Source organism: Streptomyces sp. OZ13 (assembly GCF_052068155.1).
Classification (GTDB): domain Bacteria; phylum Actinomycetota; class Actinomycetes; order Streptomycetales; family Streptomycetaceae; genus Streptomyces.
Map to the genome: position 1 here is coordinate 132378 of NZ_JBQHCZ010000004.1, position 16144 is coordinate 148521.

14 protein-coding genes are annotated in these 16144 nt (G+C 70.6%); 6 read left to right on the plus strand and 8 right to left on the minus strand.

All coding sequences use genetic code 11. The features are described 5' to 3' along the window. Window positions 1–107: 107 nt before the first annotated feature. Both serS and ACTMTU_RS10880 read left to right on the plus strand, forming a co-directional pair. Window positions 108–1385, plus strand: a complete 1278-nt coding sequence (gene serS / locus ACTMTU_RS10875; RefSeq protein ID WP_441263276.1) for a serine--tRNA ligase — start codon at window positions 108–110, stop codon at window positions 1383–1385. Continuing rightward, window positions 1382–2194, plus strand: a complete 813-nt coding sequence (locus ACTMTU_RS10880) for an HAD family hydrolase (RefSeq protein WP_441263277.1) — start codon at window positions 1382–1384, stop codon at window positions 2192–2194. The genes serS and ACTMTU_RS10880 overlap by 4 nt, the downstream gene beginning before the upstream one ends. 254 nt (window positions 2195–2448) lie before the next feature. Here ACTMTU_RS10880 and ACTMTU_RS10885 read toward each other — a convergent pair whose 3' ends face one another. The 5 genes from ACTMTU_RS10885 to ACTMTU_RS10905 all read right to left on the minus strand — a co-directional run bounded on the left by ACTMTU_RS10885 (window position 2449) and on the right by ACTMTU_RS10905 (window position 6975). After that, window positions 2449–3141, minus strand: coding sequence for a hypothetical protein (locus ACTMTU_RS10885; RefSeq protein WP_441263278.1), 693 nt, complete (start codon window positions 3139–3141; stop codon window positions 2449–2451). 268 nt (window positions 3142–3409) lie between these two features. Then, on the minus strand, window positions 3410–4129 hold the full coding sequence (locus tag ACTMTU_RS10890; protein ID WP_159689993.1) for an ABC transporter permease: 720 nt from the start codon (window positions 4127–4129) through the stop codon (window positions 3410–3412). A 17-nt stretch (window positions 4130–4146) separates the two neighbouring features. Continuing rightward, window positions 4147–5058, minus strand: a complete 912-nt coding sequence (locus ACTMTU_RS10895; protein ID WP_441263279.1) for an ABC transporter ATP-binding protein — start codon at window positions 5056–5058, stop codon at window positions 4147–4149. 49 nt (window positions 5059–5107) lie between these two features. Next, the gene (locus tag ACTMTU_RS10900; protein ID WP_441263280.1) at window positions 5108–6016 is read right to left on the minus strand and encodes an ABC transporter permease; all 909 of its coding nucleotides are present in this window, start codon (window positions 6014–6016) and stop codon (window positions 5108–5110) included. Beyond that, window positions 6016–6975, minus strand: coding sequence for an ABC transporter ATP-binding protein (locus ACTMTU_RS10905; protein ID WP_441263700.1), 960 nt, complete (start codon window positions 6973–6975; stop codon window positions 6016–6018). The genes ACTMTU_RS10900 and ACTMTU_RS10905 overlap by 1 nt, the downstream gene beginning before the upstream one ends. Before the next feature lie 358 nt (window positions 6976–7333). On the opposite strand from ACTMTU_RS10905, the gene ACTMTU_RS10910 reads away from it, so the two are divergent. The 3 genes from ACTMTU_RS10910 to ACTMTU_RS10920 all read left to right on the plus strand — a co-directional run bounded on the left by ACTMTU_RS10910 (window position 7334) and on the right by ACTMTU_RS10920 (window position 10809). Then, a complete protein-coding gene (locus ACTMTU_RS10910) occupies window positions 7334–9118 on the plus strand; it encodes an SDR family oxidoreductase (protein WP_441263281.1) in 1785 nt (594 codons plus the stop codon). Window positions 9119–9151: 33 nt separating this feature from the next. Then, entirely contained in the window at window positions 9152–10090 is a 939-nt protein-coding gene (locus ACTMTU_RS10915; protein ID WP_441263282.1) for a MerR family transcriptional regulator, read from the plus strand. Window positions 10091–10218: 128 nt separating this feature from the next. Then, the gene (locus tag ACTMTU_RS10920) at window positions 10219–10809 is read left to right on the plus strand and encodes an RNA 2'-phosphotransferase (RefSeq protein ID WP_441263283.1); all 591 of its coding nucleotides are present in this window, start codon (window positions 10219–10221) and stop codon (window positions 10807–10809) included. Window positions 10810–10832: 23 nt separating this feature from the next. On the opposite strand, the gene ACTMTU_RS10925 is transcribed toward ACTMTU_RS10920, so the two are convergent. Then, window positions 10833–11732 carry an LLM class flavin-dependent oxidoreductase gene (locus tag ACTMTU_RS10925; protein WP_441263284.1) on the minus strand — a complete coding sequence of 300 codons (900 nt, stop codon included), beginning with the start codon at window positions 11730–11732 and terminating at the stop codon, window positions 10833–10835. Window positions 11733–11827: 95 nt separating this feature from the next. Between ACTMTU_RS10925 and ACTMTU_RS10930 the strand changes: the two genes are divergently transcribed. Then, window positions 11828–12691, plus strand: a complete 864-nt coding sequence (locus ACTMTU_RS10930; protein ID WP_441263285.1) for a Cof-type HAD-IIB family hydrolase — start codon at window positions 11828–11830, stop codon at window positions 12689–12691. Between the two features lie 66 nt (window positions 12692–12757). Here the strand turns inward: ACTMTU_RS10930 and ACTMTU_RS10935 are convergent, their stop codons facing one another. After that, window positions 12758–13807, minus strand: a complete 1050-nt coding sequence (locus ACTMTU_RS10935; RefSeq protein WP_441263286.1) for a M23 family metallopeptidase — start codon at window positions 13805–13807, stop codon at window positions 12758–12760. A 582-nt stretch (window positions 13808–14389) separates the two neighbouring features. Beyond that, a complete protein-coding gene (locus tag ACTMTU_RS10940) occupies window positions 14390–16141 on the minus strand; it encodes a sensor histidine kinase (RefSeq protein ID WP_441263287.1) in 1752 nt (583 codons plus the stop codon). Window positions 16142–16144: the final 3 nt, after the last annotated feature.

Consider the following 16144-nt stretch of genomic DNA (forward strand, 5'->3'; position numbering starts at 1 on the left):
TTCGCCGCACCTTTATCAATTCTGGCAACTGCTCACAATCCGGGCAAAGCGACACGCACTTAGATATCGGGTGGGGTGGGGCGAGTCGACACCGGTAGCCTGGTGGGGTGATTGACCTTCGCCTGCTCCGTGAGGACCCTGACCGTGTCCGCGCCTCCCAGCGCGCCCGTGGAGAGGACGTCGGCCTCGTCGACGCCCTGCTCTCCGCCGACGAGCGGCGAAGGTCCTCGGGCCTCCGCTTCGACGAGCTGCGCTCCGAGCAGAAGTCGCTCGGCAAGCTGATCCCCAAGGCCACCCCGGACGAGCGTGCCGAACTGCTCAAGAAGGCCGAGCAGCTCAAGAGCGACGTCAAGGCCGCAGAGGCCGAGCAGAACGACGCCGAGGAAGAGACCCGCCGCCTGCTGCTCCGGCTCGGCAACCTCGTCCACGAGGACGTCCCGGTAGGCGGCGAGGAGGACTTCGTCGTCCTCGAGACGCACGGCACGATCCGCGACTTCGGCGCGGAGGGCTTCACCCCCAAGGACCACCTGGAGCTCGGCGAGGCGCTCGGCGCCATCGACGTCGAGCGCGGTGCCAAGGTGTCCGGCTCGCGCTTCTACTACCTCACGGGTGTGGGCGCGCTTCTCGAGCTCGCCCTCGTCAACGCGGCGATCGCGCAGGCCACGGAGGCCGGCTTCATCCCGATGCTCACGCCCGCGCTGGTCCGCCCGCGCGCCATGGAGGGCACCGGGTTCCTCGGCCAGGCCTCGGAGAACGTGTACCACCTGGAGAAGGACGACTACTACCTGGTCGGCACGTCCGAAGTACCGCTCGCCGCGTACCACATGGACGAGATCCTCGACGCCGACAAGCTGCCGCTGCGGTACGCGGGCTTCTCGCCCTGCTTCCGCCGGGAGGCCGGCACCTACGGCAAGGACACCCGCGGCATCTTCCGCGTCCACCAGTTCGACAAGGTCGAGATGTTCTCGTACGTCGCGCCGGAGGACGCCGAGGCCGAGCACAAGCGGCTGCTGGACTGGGAGAAGCAGTGGCTGACCGCCCTGGAGCTGCCGTTCCAGGTGATCGACGTGGCGACCGGTGACCTGGGCGCGTCCGCGTCGCGCAAGTTCGACTGCGAGGCGTGGATCCCGACTCAGGGCAAGTACCGCGAGCTGACCTCCGCCTCGAACTGCGACGGCTTCCAGGCGCGCCGCCTCTCCGTGCGTATGCGCGAAGGCAAGAAGGTGCAGCCGCTGGCGACGCTGAACGGAACGCTGTGCGCCGTGCCGCGCACCATCGTGGCGATCCTCGAGAACCACCAGTTGGCCGACGGTTCCGTGCGCGTTCCCGAGGTGCTGCGCCCGTATCTCGGTGGACGCGAACTGCTGGAGCCGATCTCCAAGTGAGCCCCGCCCCCTTCCCGTACAAGCTCGTCGCCACCGATCTCGACGGAACGCTGCTGCGTAGCGACGACACGGTCTCGCAGCGCACGCGCGACGCGCTCGCCGCGGTCACAGAGGCGGGCGCCGCGCACATCATCGTCACCGGTCGGGCGGTGCCGTGGACCCGGCACATCCTCGACGACCTCGGGTACGACGGTCTGGCGGTCTGCGGGCAGGGGGCGCAGGTCTACCACGCCGGCGAGCACCGGCTGCTGACCTCCGTGACGCTCGACCGGCAGCTGGCCGGGCTCGCCCTGTCCAAGCTCGAGGCCGAGGTGGGGCCGCTGCTGCTCGCCGCGAGCCGCGACGGCCTCGAGGGCGACGTGCTGGTCGGCTCCGGCTACCGGGTGCTGGAGGGCCCCCTGCCCTACGTGCCCATGCACGACCCCGCCGACCTGTGGGCAGCACCGCTGAACAAGGTCTACATACAGCACCCGACGCTCGGCGACGACGAACTGGCGAAGGCAGCCAGGGCGACGGTCGGGAATCTGGTGGACGTGGTCATGGCCGGCGCGGGTGTCGTGGAGATCCTGCCGCTGGGGCTGAGCAAGGCCACCGGCCTGTCGCTGGCCGCCCGGCGGCTGGGACTGCGTGCGGCGGACACCATCGCCTTCGGTGACATGCCGAACGACATCCCGATGTTCGGCTGGGCGGCGCACGGTGTGGCGATGGCGAACGCGCATGACGAACTGAAGGCCGTGGCCCACGAGATCACCGCGTCGAACGACAACGACGGCATCGCGGTGGTGCTGGAGCATCTGCTCGCCGGCTGAGTGTCCGGGAGGGGGCGGCCCGCGCGGATGCGCGCTCGAAGCGGCCGCCCCGAGGCGGCCGCCCGGCGGCCGTGCGGAGTGTGATGACTACTCCGCCGCCTGCCGGATGCCGCCTCGACGGGAGCACGACGGACTCGGGCTCGAACCCTCGGTCATCGCCGCGCTCCTCTCCCGGTCGGTGGCGCCGGTCGCACAGATGTGCTGTCCCGGCCCCACAACTGTGCCGGGCCGGCCGGTCCGGCGCCACCGATTAATCAGCGGTGCCGGCGACGACGAAGATCCCGCAGCTGACGGGCGAAGTCGTCCATCCTGGCGTCCATCCGGGCCATGTCGTCGGACAGCTCGCACAGCCGGTTGCTCATCGCGGCGACGACCCGGTTGGTGGCGTCGAGCCGGTGGTCGAGCCGGTCGAGCCGCTCCGACATCCGGTGGAGCACCGGACCCAGTTCCTGTAGGGCCGTGCCGACCCCGGCCAGGCACTGCTCGACTGCGGTGACCCGCCGGTCGAGCGAGGCGTAGCCCTCACGCAGGGACTCCTCGGCGTCGAGGAGGTGGGTGCGGACGCGGCGCGCGATGTCACTGTCACGCAGCAGCATCGCGACGTTGAGCACCGTCCGGCGGGTGAAGAGGGTGAGGCTGGAGCGGCGCTGTGGATAACTTTTCGCTCCGCCCTCGGATGAGAGTGACATCTTGTCACTCTGATATTCGCGCAGGTCAGAGCCGCGCAGCACCTGCATTCCGTTCTCTGTGAGCTCCTCGCGATGCCGTGACGTCACCTGCCTGATGACCTCTGTGGATACTTCGAAGTAGCGCGCGACGCCCTCTGTGGATACATGAATGCTGTCGGGCAGCAGGCCGAGGGCCTTCACCTTGTCCAGCGCCTCGATCCGCCCCGCGTGCTCGACGCGCATCGCGCGCGACTCGAGCAGAGCAACTTCCGTCGGCATGGGTATGCCTTCCGTACGTGAAACCGTCAGGGACGGCCCTCTCTCCGGGCCCAGGAGCGGAGGTCGGCTCACGGTGCATCCCACTCAATGACCGGCCCGGGCGAGAACGCCGCCTCGGCACCGGCAATCCCCGACTTCACGAACTCTCGACGTCACGAACTCCAGTTGCCTCCACGCACGGTGGGCAACGAGCCGATAACCGTACAGTTACGCGATATGCCTCGACCCCCGCCGGAAGGGCAGGGGCCGGGGCCGGGATCGATCGCGGTCACTCCTCGCCGGCGAGCTTGAGCACCCGCAGCTTCTGGCCCGCGTACCAGGTCGCGGCCACCGTGACGCCCGCCAGCAGCGCCACCGCCGCGGGCAGGCCCACGTCGGAGCCGATCAGCCCTTCGCCGCCGATCTTCTCGGCGAGCGCCAGCGACCACTGCTGGACGCTCAGCGTCCGGGCGCCGGGCACCAGGCTGCCGAAGAGGGTCTCCCACACCAGGGCATAGACGAGTCCGATGACCACCGCGTGCCGGCTCACCGTTCCCAGCAGCAGGAAGAGCGCGCTGTAGGCGATCGACGCCACCAGGGCCGCCACGGTGTAGGCGATGGCCACCTGCTGGCCGTTGCCGTTCAGGATGAAGCCTGCGATGAACGTGGGCACCGCAGAGAAGGCCATCGTCACGGCGATCGCGACGATGAGCTTGGTGAAGATGATCGTGGGCCGCTTCACCGGCTTGGCGAGCAGGTAGACGATCGAGCCGTCGTCGATCTCGGGGCCGATCGACCCCGTACCGGCGATGACACCGATCAGCGGCACCATCGTGGCGATGGCGAACCCGCCGAGAACGTCTGCGGCGACCTGGTCGTCCGCCCCGTTGAAGCCCCGTACGGCGGCCGCGATGAGCAGCAGCAGTCCGGGGAGCACGAACAGGATCGCGGCTCGGCGCCTGCCGAGGACGGCCCGATAGGTGAGCCGGGCGACTGTGGGGTTGTACATGTCCGTCACAGCTCCTTTCAGGCCGCTACGAGGTAGGAGAAGACCGACTCGAGGGACTCGTCGGAGGGCGAGACCGTCAGCAGCCGGATGGAGTGCTCGCGGGCGACCTTCGGAAGGAGCTCGGTGAACCGGCCGAAGTCGACCGCCTGGATGCGCAGCGCGCCCTCTGCCAGGTCGACCTCGATCCCGGCGGTCGACGGGTCGGCGATCAGGGCGGCCGCGAGCGCCCGGTCGTCGCTGGAGCGCACCAGGTAGCGGTGCGGCCGGTCCGTCATCAGCCGGCGGATACGGCGGAAGTCACCGCTGGCCGCGTGGCGTCCGGCGACGATCACCTCGATGTGCGAGGCGAGTTGCTCCACCTCCTCCAGGATGTGCGAGGAGAACAGAACGGTGCGGCCCTCGGCGCCCATCCGCCGCAGCAGATCCATCAGCTGCATCCGCTGGCGCGGGTCCATGCCGTTGAACGGTTCGTCGAGCAGCAGTACCGACGGGTCGTGCACCAGGGCGGAAGCCATCTTCACCCGCTGACGCATGCCCTTGCTGTACGTGGAGACCTTGCGGTCCTGCGCGTACTCCATCTCGACCGTGGCGAGCGCCCTTTGGGCCTCCTTCGCGCCCAGGCCGTGCAGTTCGGCGTTGGCGACCACGAACTCACGGCCGGTGAGGAAGTCGTACATCGCCTCCCGCTCCGGGACGACCCCGATGTGCCGGTACACGGACTCGTTCCGCCAGATCTGCGTCCCGTCGAGGGTGACGGTGCCGTTCGAGGGGGCGAGGAAGCCGCCCATCATGTTGATGAGGGTGGACTTTCCCGCGCCGTTGGGGCCGAGGAGGCCGGTGACACCGGGGCCGATGGTCATCGTCACGTCGTTGACGGCGACGACGTTGCCGAACCACCGCGAGGTGTTGTCGATGCGAAGAGTGCTCATGGGCGCAGCGCATTCCTAGGAAGGGTGGTGGCGGGCGACGGTTCCGAGCTCACAGCCCGACCTTTCGGTAGCGGCGCATGAGGACGCCGTACGAACCGGCGATGAGCGCGAGGACGACGAGCAGGTAGACGACTCCGACGCCGGCGCCGGGTCCCTCGCCGCCGGGAAAGGCGGAGGTCGCGCCGAGGAAGGCGGTCTGCAGCCCGTCGATGAGCGTGACCGGTGAGAACAGGCCCAGCCACTGGATCACACCGGCGGAGCCCGTCTCCCAGGCGATGGCCTGAACGGTGGAGACCGCGCCGTAGGTGATCGTGAGCGTCGCGATCACGGCGGCGACGCCGAAGCCGCGGCGGGGGGTGAACGCGGCGAGCACGAGCCCGATCCCGCCGAAGAGGACGGAGAGCACAGCCACGGAGACCAGTCCCTGCGCGAAGCCCTTCGTCTGGTCGGCGAAGTCGAACTCCGCCAGCAGCGCGCCCGCGTAGAGGATCACCAGCGGTGCGGCGGTGAGCACGAAGACGGCGGAGGCCATGGCGGCGTACTTGGCGAGGACGTAGTCGACGCGCTCGATCGGCCGTGAGAAGTACAGCGGTACGGATTTGAAACGCAGATCGCGGGAGACGGACTGCGGCGCCTGCGAGGCCAGGAACAGCGCGATCAGCGCCTGCATGATGATCGCGTACCGCGTGTACTTCAGTGGCAGGTCGGACATGTTGGGGGTGGCGACGGCCACCGCCACGATGATCGCCGCGACCATGCACATGATGCCGAGCAGGATCATCGGCAGCACCTTGGACTTGGCCGAGCGGCCGAGACCGAAGGCGCCGCGCAGCGACTGCGAGTAGAGGGAGCGGCGCGCGTAGGCGCGGCCGAGGCGGGGGCCGTCGTAGTTGCGGTATCCGATGTTGTGGATCCGCGTCGCGCCGGGGACCTGGCCGCCGTGGGTCTGGGTGCTCATCAGGCCTGCACCTCCATGGCCTTGGCGGCCTCAGGGCGGAAGACCTCCGCGATGTGGTGGCGTCGCTGTTCCATGCGCACGAGGCCGAGGCCGAGCTCGGCGACGGCGTCGCGCACGGTGTCGTACGTCTCCTCGCCGGCCGCCTCGAGCAGGAGGATGTGGCCGGCGCCGGGCAGCCCGTCCTCCGTGCGGTCGTGCAGCTTGAGCCCGGCTGTGGTGAGGGCAGCACGGAGCGCGGCCGTGCCGTCGGGGTGTGCGTCGGAGTCGGTGACCTCGACCGCGAGGGTGGTCGTCGTCTGCGTGAACTCCTTGGTGGAGCTGGAGCGCAGCAGGGTGCCGCCGTCGACGACGACGACATGGTCGCAGGTGCGCTCGAGCTCTCCGAGGAGATGGGAGGTGACCAGGACCGAGATGCCGAAGTCGGTGTGGACGCGCCGGATCAGGCCCAGCATCTCGTCGCGGCCGACCGGGTCGAGACCGTTGGTCGGCTCGTCGAGCAGGACCAGCTTCGGGTCGTGGACGAGGGCCTGCGCGAGCTTCACCCGCTGCTTCATGCCGGTCGAGTAACCGCCGATGGGGCGGTACCGCTCCTCGTACAGGCCGACGTGGCGCAGCGTGTCCGCGGTGCGTTCTCGTGCGGCGGTCGGGGGGAGGCCGGACATGCGCGCCATGTGGACGACGAACTCCGTGGCGGAGACGTCCGGCGGCAGGCAGTCGTGCTCGGGCATGTAGCCCACCTGCTCGCGGATACGGGCGCCGTCGGTGGCGACGTCCAGGCCGAGCACGGCGGCACGGCCCTCCGTGGCGGGGGACAGACCCAGCAGGATCTTGATCAACGTGGACTTGCCGGCTCCGTTGGCGCCCACCAGGCCGGTCACACCGGGGCCGATGTCCAAGGAGAGCCGGTCAAGCGCGGTCACCCTGGGGAACCGCTTGCTCAGGCTTTCGGTCGCGATCACAGTCACGTTTCGAAGGTAGTGGCGTACGGCACGTCTGACGTCAGCCTCGCGGCTCTATCCGTCTCCGACTCAAGAGGTACAGGCCCGTAGGGGCTGTCCGACCTTGGTGGACGCGCTTCTCGGGGCCGGGAGCCGGTGCTGGGGGTTTTCCACAGGAGCCGCACGCCCCTTGACGCAGCCGTGAGGCATTGTCACATTCATCAGTGGCAGGTTACGGCGCGTGCCACCGGGAGGACGGACGGCGGCAGGGGGATCCGTGGGTCCGTCGACCGCGAGGCGGTCACGGCTCCGCCCCTGGCGGGGCGCCTTTCCGGCCGGACGATGCCCGGGTGCGGAGGCTGTGCCGACGAGAGGAACGTTGAGCGTGCGAGGACTGCCGACGGCGCGTGAGCGCCGGATCAGTACGGGAGGGATCGAGCTGTGCGTCGCCGAGCTCGGCGACACGTCACGGCCGACCGTGGTGCTCGTCCACGGCTATCCCGACAGCAAGGAGGTCTGGTCGGAGGTCGCGACCCGCCTCGCCGAGCGCTTCCATGTGGTGCTGTACGACGTCCGTGGACACGGCCGCTCCACGGCCCCGGTCCCGTTGCGCGGCGGGTTCACCCTGGAGAAGCTGACGGACGACTTCCTGGCGGTCGCCGACGCCGTGAGCCCGGACCGGCCCGTGCACCTGGTGGGACACGACTGGGGATCCGTCCAGGCGTGGGAGTTCGTCACGGTCGGGCGCACCGAGGGCCGTATCGCTTCCTTCACCTCCATGTCGGGCCCGTCCCTGGACCACTTCGGCCACTGGATCAAACGGCGGACGGTCCGTCCGACCCCCAGGAGGGTCGGACAGCTGCTCGGCCAGGGTGCCAAGTCCTGGTACGTGTACCTGCTGCACACTCCGGTACTGCCCGAGCTCGCCTGGCGCGGCCCGCTGGGCAAGTACTGGCCGGGGATTCTGCAGCGGGTCGAGAAGGTGCCCGCGGGCGACTACCCGACGGCGTCACTGCCGCAGGACGCCGCACGCGGCGCCTGGCTCTACCGCGACAACGTCCGCGCGCGGCTGCGCCGTCCACGCGCCGACGCCCACGCCCACGCCCCGGTCCAGCTGATCACTCCGACCGGCGACGCGTTCCTCTCCGAGCGGCTGTACGACGATCTCGACGAATGGGTACCGCGGTTGACCCGCCGCTCGCTCGTGGCCAAGCACTGGGTGCCCCGGACGCGACCCGATCAACTCGCCGCATGGATCGCCGACTTCGTCGAGGCGCACGAGGAAGGAGCCGGGGGGCCCGGCAGGCAGCAGAGGCAGGCGCCGGTAACGGGCCCGTACGCGGAACACTTCGCCGGCCGGCTGGTCCTGGTGACCGGGGCCGCCAGCGGCATCGGCCGGGCCACGGCCCTCGCCTTCGCGGCGGCCGGGGCACGCGTCGTGGCCGCGGACCGGGACGCCGCAGGAGCGGCCGGAACGGCGGAGACGTGCCTGCTCAGGGGCGCCCCGGACGCCTGGGCCGAGGTGGTGGACGTCAGCGACGAACATGCCATGGAGGAGTTGGCCGAGAAGGTGGCCGCCGAGTACGGCACCGTCGATGTGCTGGTCAACAACGCCGGGATCGGGCTCTCCGGCCCCTTCCTTGACACGAGCTCCGACGACTGGAAGAGGGTCCTGGACGTCAACTTGTGGGGAGTGATCCACGGTTGCCGGATCTTCGGCTGTCAGATGGCCGAGCGCGGCCAGGGTGGTCACATAGTCAACACCGCCTCCGCCGCCGCCTATCTGCCGTCCAGGGCGCTGCCCGCGTACAGCACCTCGAAGGCCGCGGTGCTGATGCTCAGTGAGTGCCTGCGCGCCGAACTGGCCGGCCGGGACATCGGAGTCACCGCGGTCTGTCCCGGGATCGTCAACACCGACATCACCGCCACCGCCCGCTTCGCGGGGGTGGACGAGAGGGAGGAGAAGCGGCGGCAGCAGAAGACCGCTCGGCTGTACGGGCTGCGCAACTACCCTCCGGAGAAGGTCGCGGAGGCCATCCTGCGTGCGGTGGTGCGGAACCAGGCCGTCGTGCCGGTCACCCCGGAGGCCCGTGGCGCTCGTCTGCTGTCACGCGTCTCGCCGGGGCTGCTGCGCGCGTTCGCCAGAATCAGGCCGCGGCTTTGATACTTGCCGTCGGCCGTAGTTGAGGGAGCGGGTTTGCCGGAACAGTCAGCAGCCGAATACCGGATCGAGGACCTGGCGCACCGGAGCGGGGCCACGGTCCGGACCATCCGCGCCTACCAGGACCGCGGGCTGCTGCCCAGGCCGGAGCGCCGGGGCCGTTCCAACGTGTACGGCCCCGCGCACCTCGACCGCCTGCACCAGATCTCGGACCTCCTCGACCGGGGCTACACACTGGCCTCCATCAAGGAGCTTCTCGAGGCCTGGGACACCGGTCGCGGTCTCGGCGGAGTGCTCGGTCTGGTGGCCGAGGTGCAGGGTCCGTGGACCGACGAGGAAGTCGCGCGGATCTCCCGCGCGGAGCTGGAGCGACGGTTCGGCGGGGTTCCGGACGAGAACGCTCTCGCGGAAGCGGTGGCGCTCGGCGTACTGGAACCGGTTCCCGGCAACGAGGATGAATTCCTCGTGCCCAGTCCCCAAGAACTGGCTGTCGCTGCCGAGTTGCACGCGGCGGGCGTTCCGCTGACCGCAATATCCGGGCATCTCAAGGAGGTTCGGCAACAGGTCGAGCACATCGCCTCCAGGTTCCTGGAGTTCACGACGGAACACGTCTTCGCGCGGTTCCTGGAGCACGGTCCGCCGACCGACGCCGATGCGACGGAGGCAGCGGCGCTGGTGCGGCGGCTGCGCCCTCTCGCCCAGCAGACGATCGACGCCGAACTCGGGCGCGCCATGCGGACTTTCGCCACTCGCCACCTCCGGCAGCACCTCATGGCCGACGCGCCGCCGAAGGTGGAGGAGCACACGACAGTCGCCCTCCCGGCCGACACGATGCAGGCCGTTCGGCGGTTGGTTGGCGCGGCCGACGCTGCGGCCTTCGTGCACGCGGCCACCGAACGGGAGCTGCACAACAGAACATTGGACATATTGGCGTCAAATCACCCAAGGGAGGGGCAGGTTGGCCAAATGGACTGAAACGTCACGCCCGTTGTCCACAGAACCGCCAATTACCTTGTGGATAAGTGGAGTTGGTTGTGGATCAAACCTCGGTGCCGAAATTTTCTCAGTGGCGTCAGCGACATCCCAACGGGCACGCTGGCGACATGAACCCCACATCTGAGACAAGCGGGTCAGAGCCGCCCGACGAGAGACGCACCGTCAAGGTGTCGAAGTACCTCTCGAAGCATCTGCGTCACCAACCGGACCGGATCGGCATCACCCTTGACGCCAACGGCTGGGTGGAGATCGACGAGCTGATGCGGGCCGCGTCCGAGCACGGCTTCCGTTTCACCCGTGCCGAGCTCGAACATGTCGTCGCCGTCAACGACAAACGCCGCTTCACCATCGACGGCCCGATGATCCGCGCCAATCAGGGCCACACCGTCGCCGTCGATCTCGACCTGCCCGCCGCGGAGCCGCCGGAGTACCTGTACCACGGGACCGTCTCCCGCAACCTGGACGCGATCCGCGCGGACGGCCTGCTGCCCATGGCCCGCCACGACGTGCACCTCTCGCCCGACCGGGAAACGGCGACCCGGGTGGGCGCCCGGCGCGGCCGCCCCGTCGTCCTCTCCGTCCACGCGGGAGAGATGCACCGGGCCGGCCATGTCTTCCGGGTGAGCGCCAACGGCGTCTGGCTCACCGCTTCCGTACCGCCCCGGTACATCCGCTTCCCCGACGCCCGGCGCCCCTGAGGGCAGCGGCGCCCACGCCCGCGTCAGCCGCCCAGCTGGGCCGGCGCCTCCGTCGCGATCCGCTCGAAGACCGCCTGGTCGGCGGCGAAGTCCGAGTCGGGGATCGGGGCGTGGACGACGATCTCGGTGAACCCGAGCTCGATGTGCTTGCCCGCGAAGTCCACGAACGCGTCCAGCGACTCGAGCGGACGCCCGCGGTCGGGGGTGAAGCCGGTGAGCAGGATCTTGTCCAGCTCCGCCACGTTCCTGCCGGTGTCGGCACATGCCTTGGCGAGCTTGTCGATCTGGCCGCCGATGGCTTCCAGGGACTGCTCGGGGGTGCCCGTCTCGAACAGCTTCGGGTCTCCCGTGGTCACCCATGCCTGCCCGTACCGTGCCGCGAGTTTCAGCCCGCGCGGACCGGTCGCGGCGATCGCGAACGGCAGCCGGGGCCGCTGCACGCACCCGGGGATGTTCCTGGCCTCCACCGCCGAGTAGAAGGCGCCCTCGTGCGTCACGGAGCCCTCGGTCAGCAGCCGGTCGAGCAGCGGCACGAACTCGGCGAAGCGGTCCGCCCGCTCCCGCGGCGTCCACGCCTCCTGCCCCAGGGCGGTGGCGTCGAAGCCCGTTCCGCCCGCACCGATCCCCAGGGTGATCCGCCCGTCCGAGACGTCGTCCAGCGAGATCAGATCCTTCGCCAGGGTCACCGGATGCCGGAAGTTCGGCGAGGTGACCAGCGTTCCGAGGCGCAGCCGCTCGGTCGCCGCGGCAGCGGCGGTCAGCGTCGGAACGGCTCCGTACCAGGGACCGTCACGGAAGGTCCGCCACGAAAGGTGATCGTAGGTGTACGCGGTGTGGAAGCCGAGCTGCTCGGCGCGCAGCCACTCGTCACGGCCACCGCTCCGCCAGGGGCGGACGGGGAGTATCACAGTGCTCAGACGCATGCCCCCGAGCCTACGCGGCCGGACCGGTTTGCCGATGTCCACTCAAATGTGCGCCCTCTCGCACGCCCGTGCACCCGGTACGGGAGAATGGATCGGTGACCTCAGCTACCGATCCCCGCCGCCTGCCCGCCACCACACCCCGGCTGATCGCCACCGACCTCGACGGCACGCTGCTGCGTGACGACAAGTCGGTCTCCGACCGTACGATCGCCGCACTCGCGGCCGCCGAGGAGGCAGGGATCGAGGTCTTCTTCGTCACCGGCAGGCCCGCCCGCTGGATGGACGTCGTCAGCGCCCACGTCCACGGCCACGGTCTCGCCATCTGCGCGAACGGCGCCGCGGTGGTCGACCTGCATGCCGGCGGCAAGATGCTGGAGGTCCGCGACCTGCCCCGGGCCGCGGCCCTGGAAGTGGTGCGGACGCTGCGCACGACCGCCCCCGGCACGTCCTTCGCGGTCGAGCTGACCACGGGCATCCACTACGAGCCCGACTATCCGCCCTTCCATCTCGACCCCGGGGCGACCATCGCCCCCGCGGAGAAGTTGCTCCACGAGGAGGAGCCGGGCGAGGGCGCCCCCGTGCTCAAGCTGCTCGCCCACCATCCGGAGCTCCTCCCGGACGGCTTCCTCACCCTGGCCCGTACGGCAGCGGGTGGCGTCGCGTCGTTCACCCGCTCCAGCCCGACCGCGCTCCTGGAGGTCAGCGGACCGGGCGTGAGCAAGGCCAGCACCCTGGCGCTGTGCTGCGCACAGCGGGGCATCTCCTCCGACGAGGTGGTGGCGTTCGGTGACATGCCGAACGACGTGGAGATGCTGACCTGGGCCGGGACCTCCTACGCCATGGGCAACGCGCATCCCGACGTGCTCGCGGCCGCCTCCGGGCGCACGGTCGCCAACAACGACGACGGTGTCGCGGTGGTCATCGAGGAGATCCTTGCCCGGCGCTCGGAGCAGCTCTGACACGGTCCCTGCCGTGCCGCCCCCGGCGGTGTGCCGAGCGGACGCGGACGTCGTGCGCGACTCCCGTCAGAGGATCACACCGCGCTCGCGCAGCCAGACGGCCGGATCCACACCGGACCCCAGATACGGCGTGAGCCGCACCTCGAAGTGCAGGTGCGGCCCCGTCGAATTTCCCGTCGTACCCGCCTGACCGATCCACTGGCCGGTGTCCACCCGCTGGCCCTGGTCGACGGTGACCCCCGCCAGGTGCGCGTACTGCGAGTAGTAGCCGTCGGAATGCTGCACCAGCACCTCGATGCCGAAGGCCCCGCCGCACGACACCGAGGCCACCCGTCCGGCACCGACCGACCGCACCGGAGCGCCGATGTCGACGGCGAAGTCCTGGCCCGTGTGCCGGCTTGCCCATCGCTCGCCGGCGCCGCCGAAACCGGCGGACAGCGCGTAGTTCTCCACGGGTGCCACCCAGTCGGGGCCCCGCGGTGCCCTGCCCGGCTGCTCGATGCGCACGGCCCCGGCACACCTGCCCGCCGCCACGCTGCGGTCCGCCTCTGCCTGGAGCTGCCACTGCGCGGACTCCAGCTTCGTCTCGATGCCGCGCTTGACGGCTGCCAGCCGCGCGTTGCGCGCGTCGAGGTTCTGCCACGCGGCACGGGCGCTCGTCTCCGCGGCGACGAGATCGCGCTCCGCCGTCCGCTCACGGTCCAAGAGCCGGCTGACGGCCTTCTCGGCCCGGGCGGCGATCCGGTAGCCACGCAGCAGCGCATCCGGGTCGCCGGCGAGCAGGAGACGGCCGGCGTGGGCGAGGGAACCGCCGGTGCGGTACTGCTCCCGGGCGACGGCGCCGATGGCGTCGTGGATGACGCCGAGCCGCTCCCGTTGTCGGGTGACCCTGTCCTCGAGCCGATCAGCCGTGGCGCGCTGCCGCTCTGCGGCGCGCCTGCCCTGTTCGTACTGCTCCGTCGCCTTGGCCGCCTCCGTGAACAGCCGTGCCACTTCGGCGCCTACCGGTGGCGCCGGGCCGTCGGGCGTCGCCACGGCTGCGGATGCCGGCGTGCCGAGGAGCGTGCACAGCATCACCGGGACGATCAGAAACCGGTCGCGGTGTCTCGAGCTCATTGACGGATCGTCACCCGGAAAGGGCGGGATACCGGGGACCGGACCGGTGTCGTACGGCCGGCTGGCCCAGTCACAGCCGCAACACGGGCGACAACCGGGGCGCGGCCCCTCCCGTGGGGTCAGGCCGGACGGGGACGGTCCGACCCGGTACGGCGCAGCGCCGGACAGGCGTCCCTTGTTTCGGTCCAGGCCCGGCGCATGACCGGTCCGTCCTCGCCGGCCCGGCACAGGTGGGTCCGGACCCTGTCGGACGCAGGTCGATCCAAGGCCGGGACCAAGCCCGGCTTATGACCAGTCGCCCTCGCCGGGTCGCCCCACGGGTTCAGGCCCGTGTCGGACCCAGGTCGGTCCAAGGCCGGACCAGGCCGGGGCCAGGACTGTCGGGTCGACCCACACGGGTTCAGGCCCGTGTCCGCTCCGGTCGGCACAAGGCGGGACCAGGCCTGGTCGGAGCGGTCAGGCCCAGGCCCCGGCGGGTCCACGACCGCGCAGGAACACGAACGTCCAAGTCCGGGCCGGACCCGGGTGGACCCAAGGCCGGGAACCCAGGCCCGGCCGTCCCAGGCCAGGACCAGGCCCCGGTCAGGCGCCGGTCGGCGGTGGCCGGAGCTGTCCGGTCGGCGCGGGACGCAGCGGCGCCTCCCACGTGACGGTGGTTCCGGCCCCGTCATGGCCGATGCCGGGGCCGCAGCGGCTCGATCCGCCGAGGGATTCCGCCCGCCGCGCGAGGTTGCGCAGTCCGCTGCGCCTGCCGCCGGGCGGCATTCCGACGCCGTCGTCGGCCACCGTCAGGCGTACGCCATCAGTGCCGTCGGGGAACCGCACGGTCGCGTCGACGACGACCTCGATACGGGAGGCACGCGCATGGCGGAAGGCGTTGGAGAGCGCCTCCCGCAGCGCGGCCACCAGGTTCTTCCCGGTCAGTTCGCCGACCGCCCGGTCGACGGGTCCGACGAAGCTGTGGCCAGGCCGGAAACCCAGCGGCACGGCCGCCATGTTGATCTCCCGCATCACGCGGGTGCGCAGGCCCGACGGTGCTTCCGCCGCCCCCTGCTGGAGGGCGAAGACAGCGGTCCGGATCTCCTGGATGGTCACGTCGAGCTCGTCGACGGCCCTGCCGATTCCGTCGTGCACCGCGGGATCGGCGGACCCGCGTTGTGCGCTCTCGAGCATCATGCCGGTGGCGAAGAGCCGCTGGATGACGAGGTCGTGCAGATCGCGGGCGATCCGGTCCCGGTCCTCGAGCACCGCCAGCCGCTCCCGGTCCCGCTGGGCCTCCGCCATCATCAGGGCCAGCGCGGCCTGCGAGGCGAACCGGGTGGCGAGCGTGCGCTCGGCCTCGGTGAACGGGGGCGCTCCGGCCTCCCGCGGTGTGGCGAGCGCGCCGAGCACGCGTCCGCCGCTCTGCAGCGGCAGCATCATGCTCGGTCCGTACCGGTGGGCCACTCTGGTGAGCATCCGTGGGTCGGTGGCCGCGTCCGTGGCGAACACGGCCTGGCCCGCGAGGAGCTTGGCCACGACGGGGCTGTCCGCGGGGATCACCACGCCGAGCGAGGCGGCGGGCCGGTCCGCGGAGACGGCGACGACCTCGAGACCGCCGTCCTGGGTGGTCAGCAGCACGATGCCCGCGGCCGAGTCGGCGAGGTGGCGCGCCTGTTCGGCGACGACGGAGAGCGCGTCGTCCGCGTCGCTTCCCGAGAGCAGCGCGGTGGTGACGGCCACCGACCCGTCGATCCACCGCTCGCGCCGGCGGGCCGCCTCGTACAGCCGGGCGTTGCCGATCGCGATCCCCGCCTCGGCGGCGAGCAGTCTGACCATGTGGAGGTCGTCGATGTCGAACGAGCCTCCGTCGGCCTTCTCCGTCAGGTACAGATTGCCGAAGATCTCGTCCCCGACGCGGATGGGTACCCCGATGAAGGACCGCATCGGCGGATGGCCGGGGGGAAATCCGGTGGCCCTGGGGTCGGCCGTCAGGTCGGTGAGCCGTACCGGTGCGGGCTCGCGGACCAGCGCGCCCAGCAGCCCTCGCCGGCCGTCGGGCCGGTGCCCGATGCGCCGCGCCACCTCCTCGTCCACGCCGCACGTCACGAAGTCGGCGAGGCCCTGCCCCTGCGCGTCGAAGACGCCGATCGCCGCGTAGCGGGCGTCCGCCAGCCCGGCGGCGGTCCGGCAGATCCGGTCGAGCGTCCCGTGCAGTTCCAATCCGGTGCCGACCGACCGCATGGCCGCCAGGAGCTGCGGCACCCGGGCGGTGACCTCCGCGGACAGCACCGGACGGACAGGGGCCTCCCGGGCCGCGGCATCGGATGGGCCCTGCGGTTCGGAGGCGGTCATGAC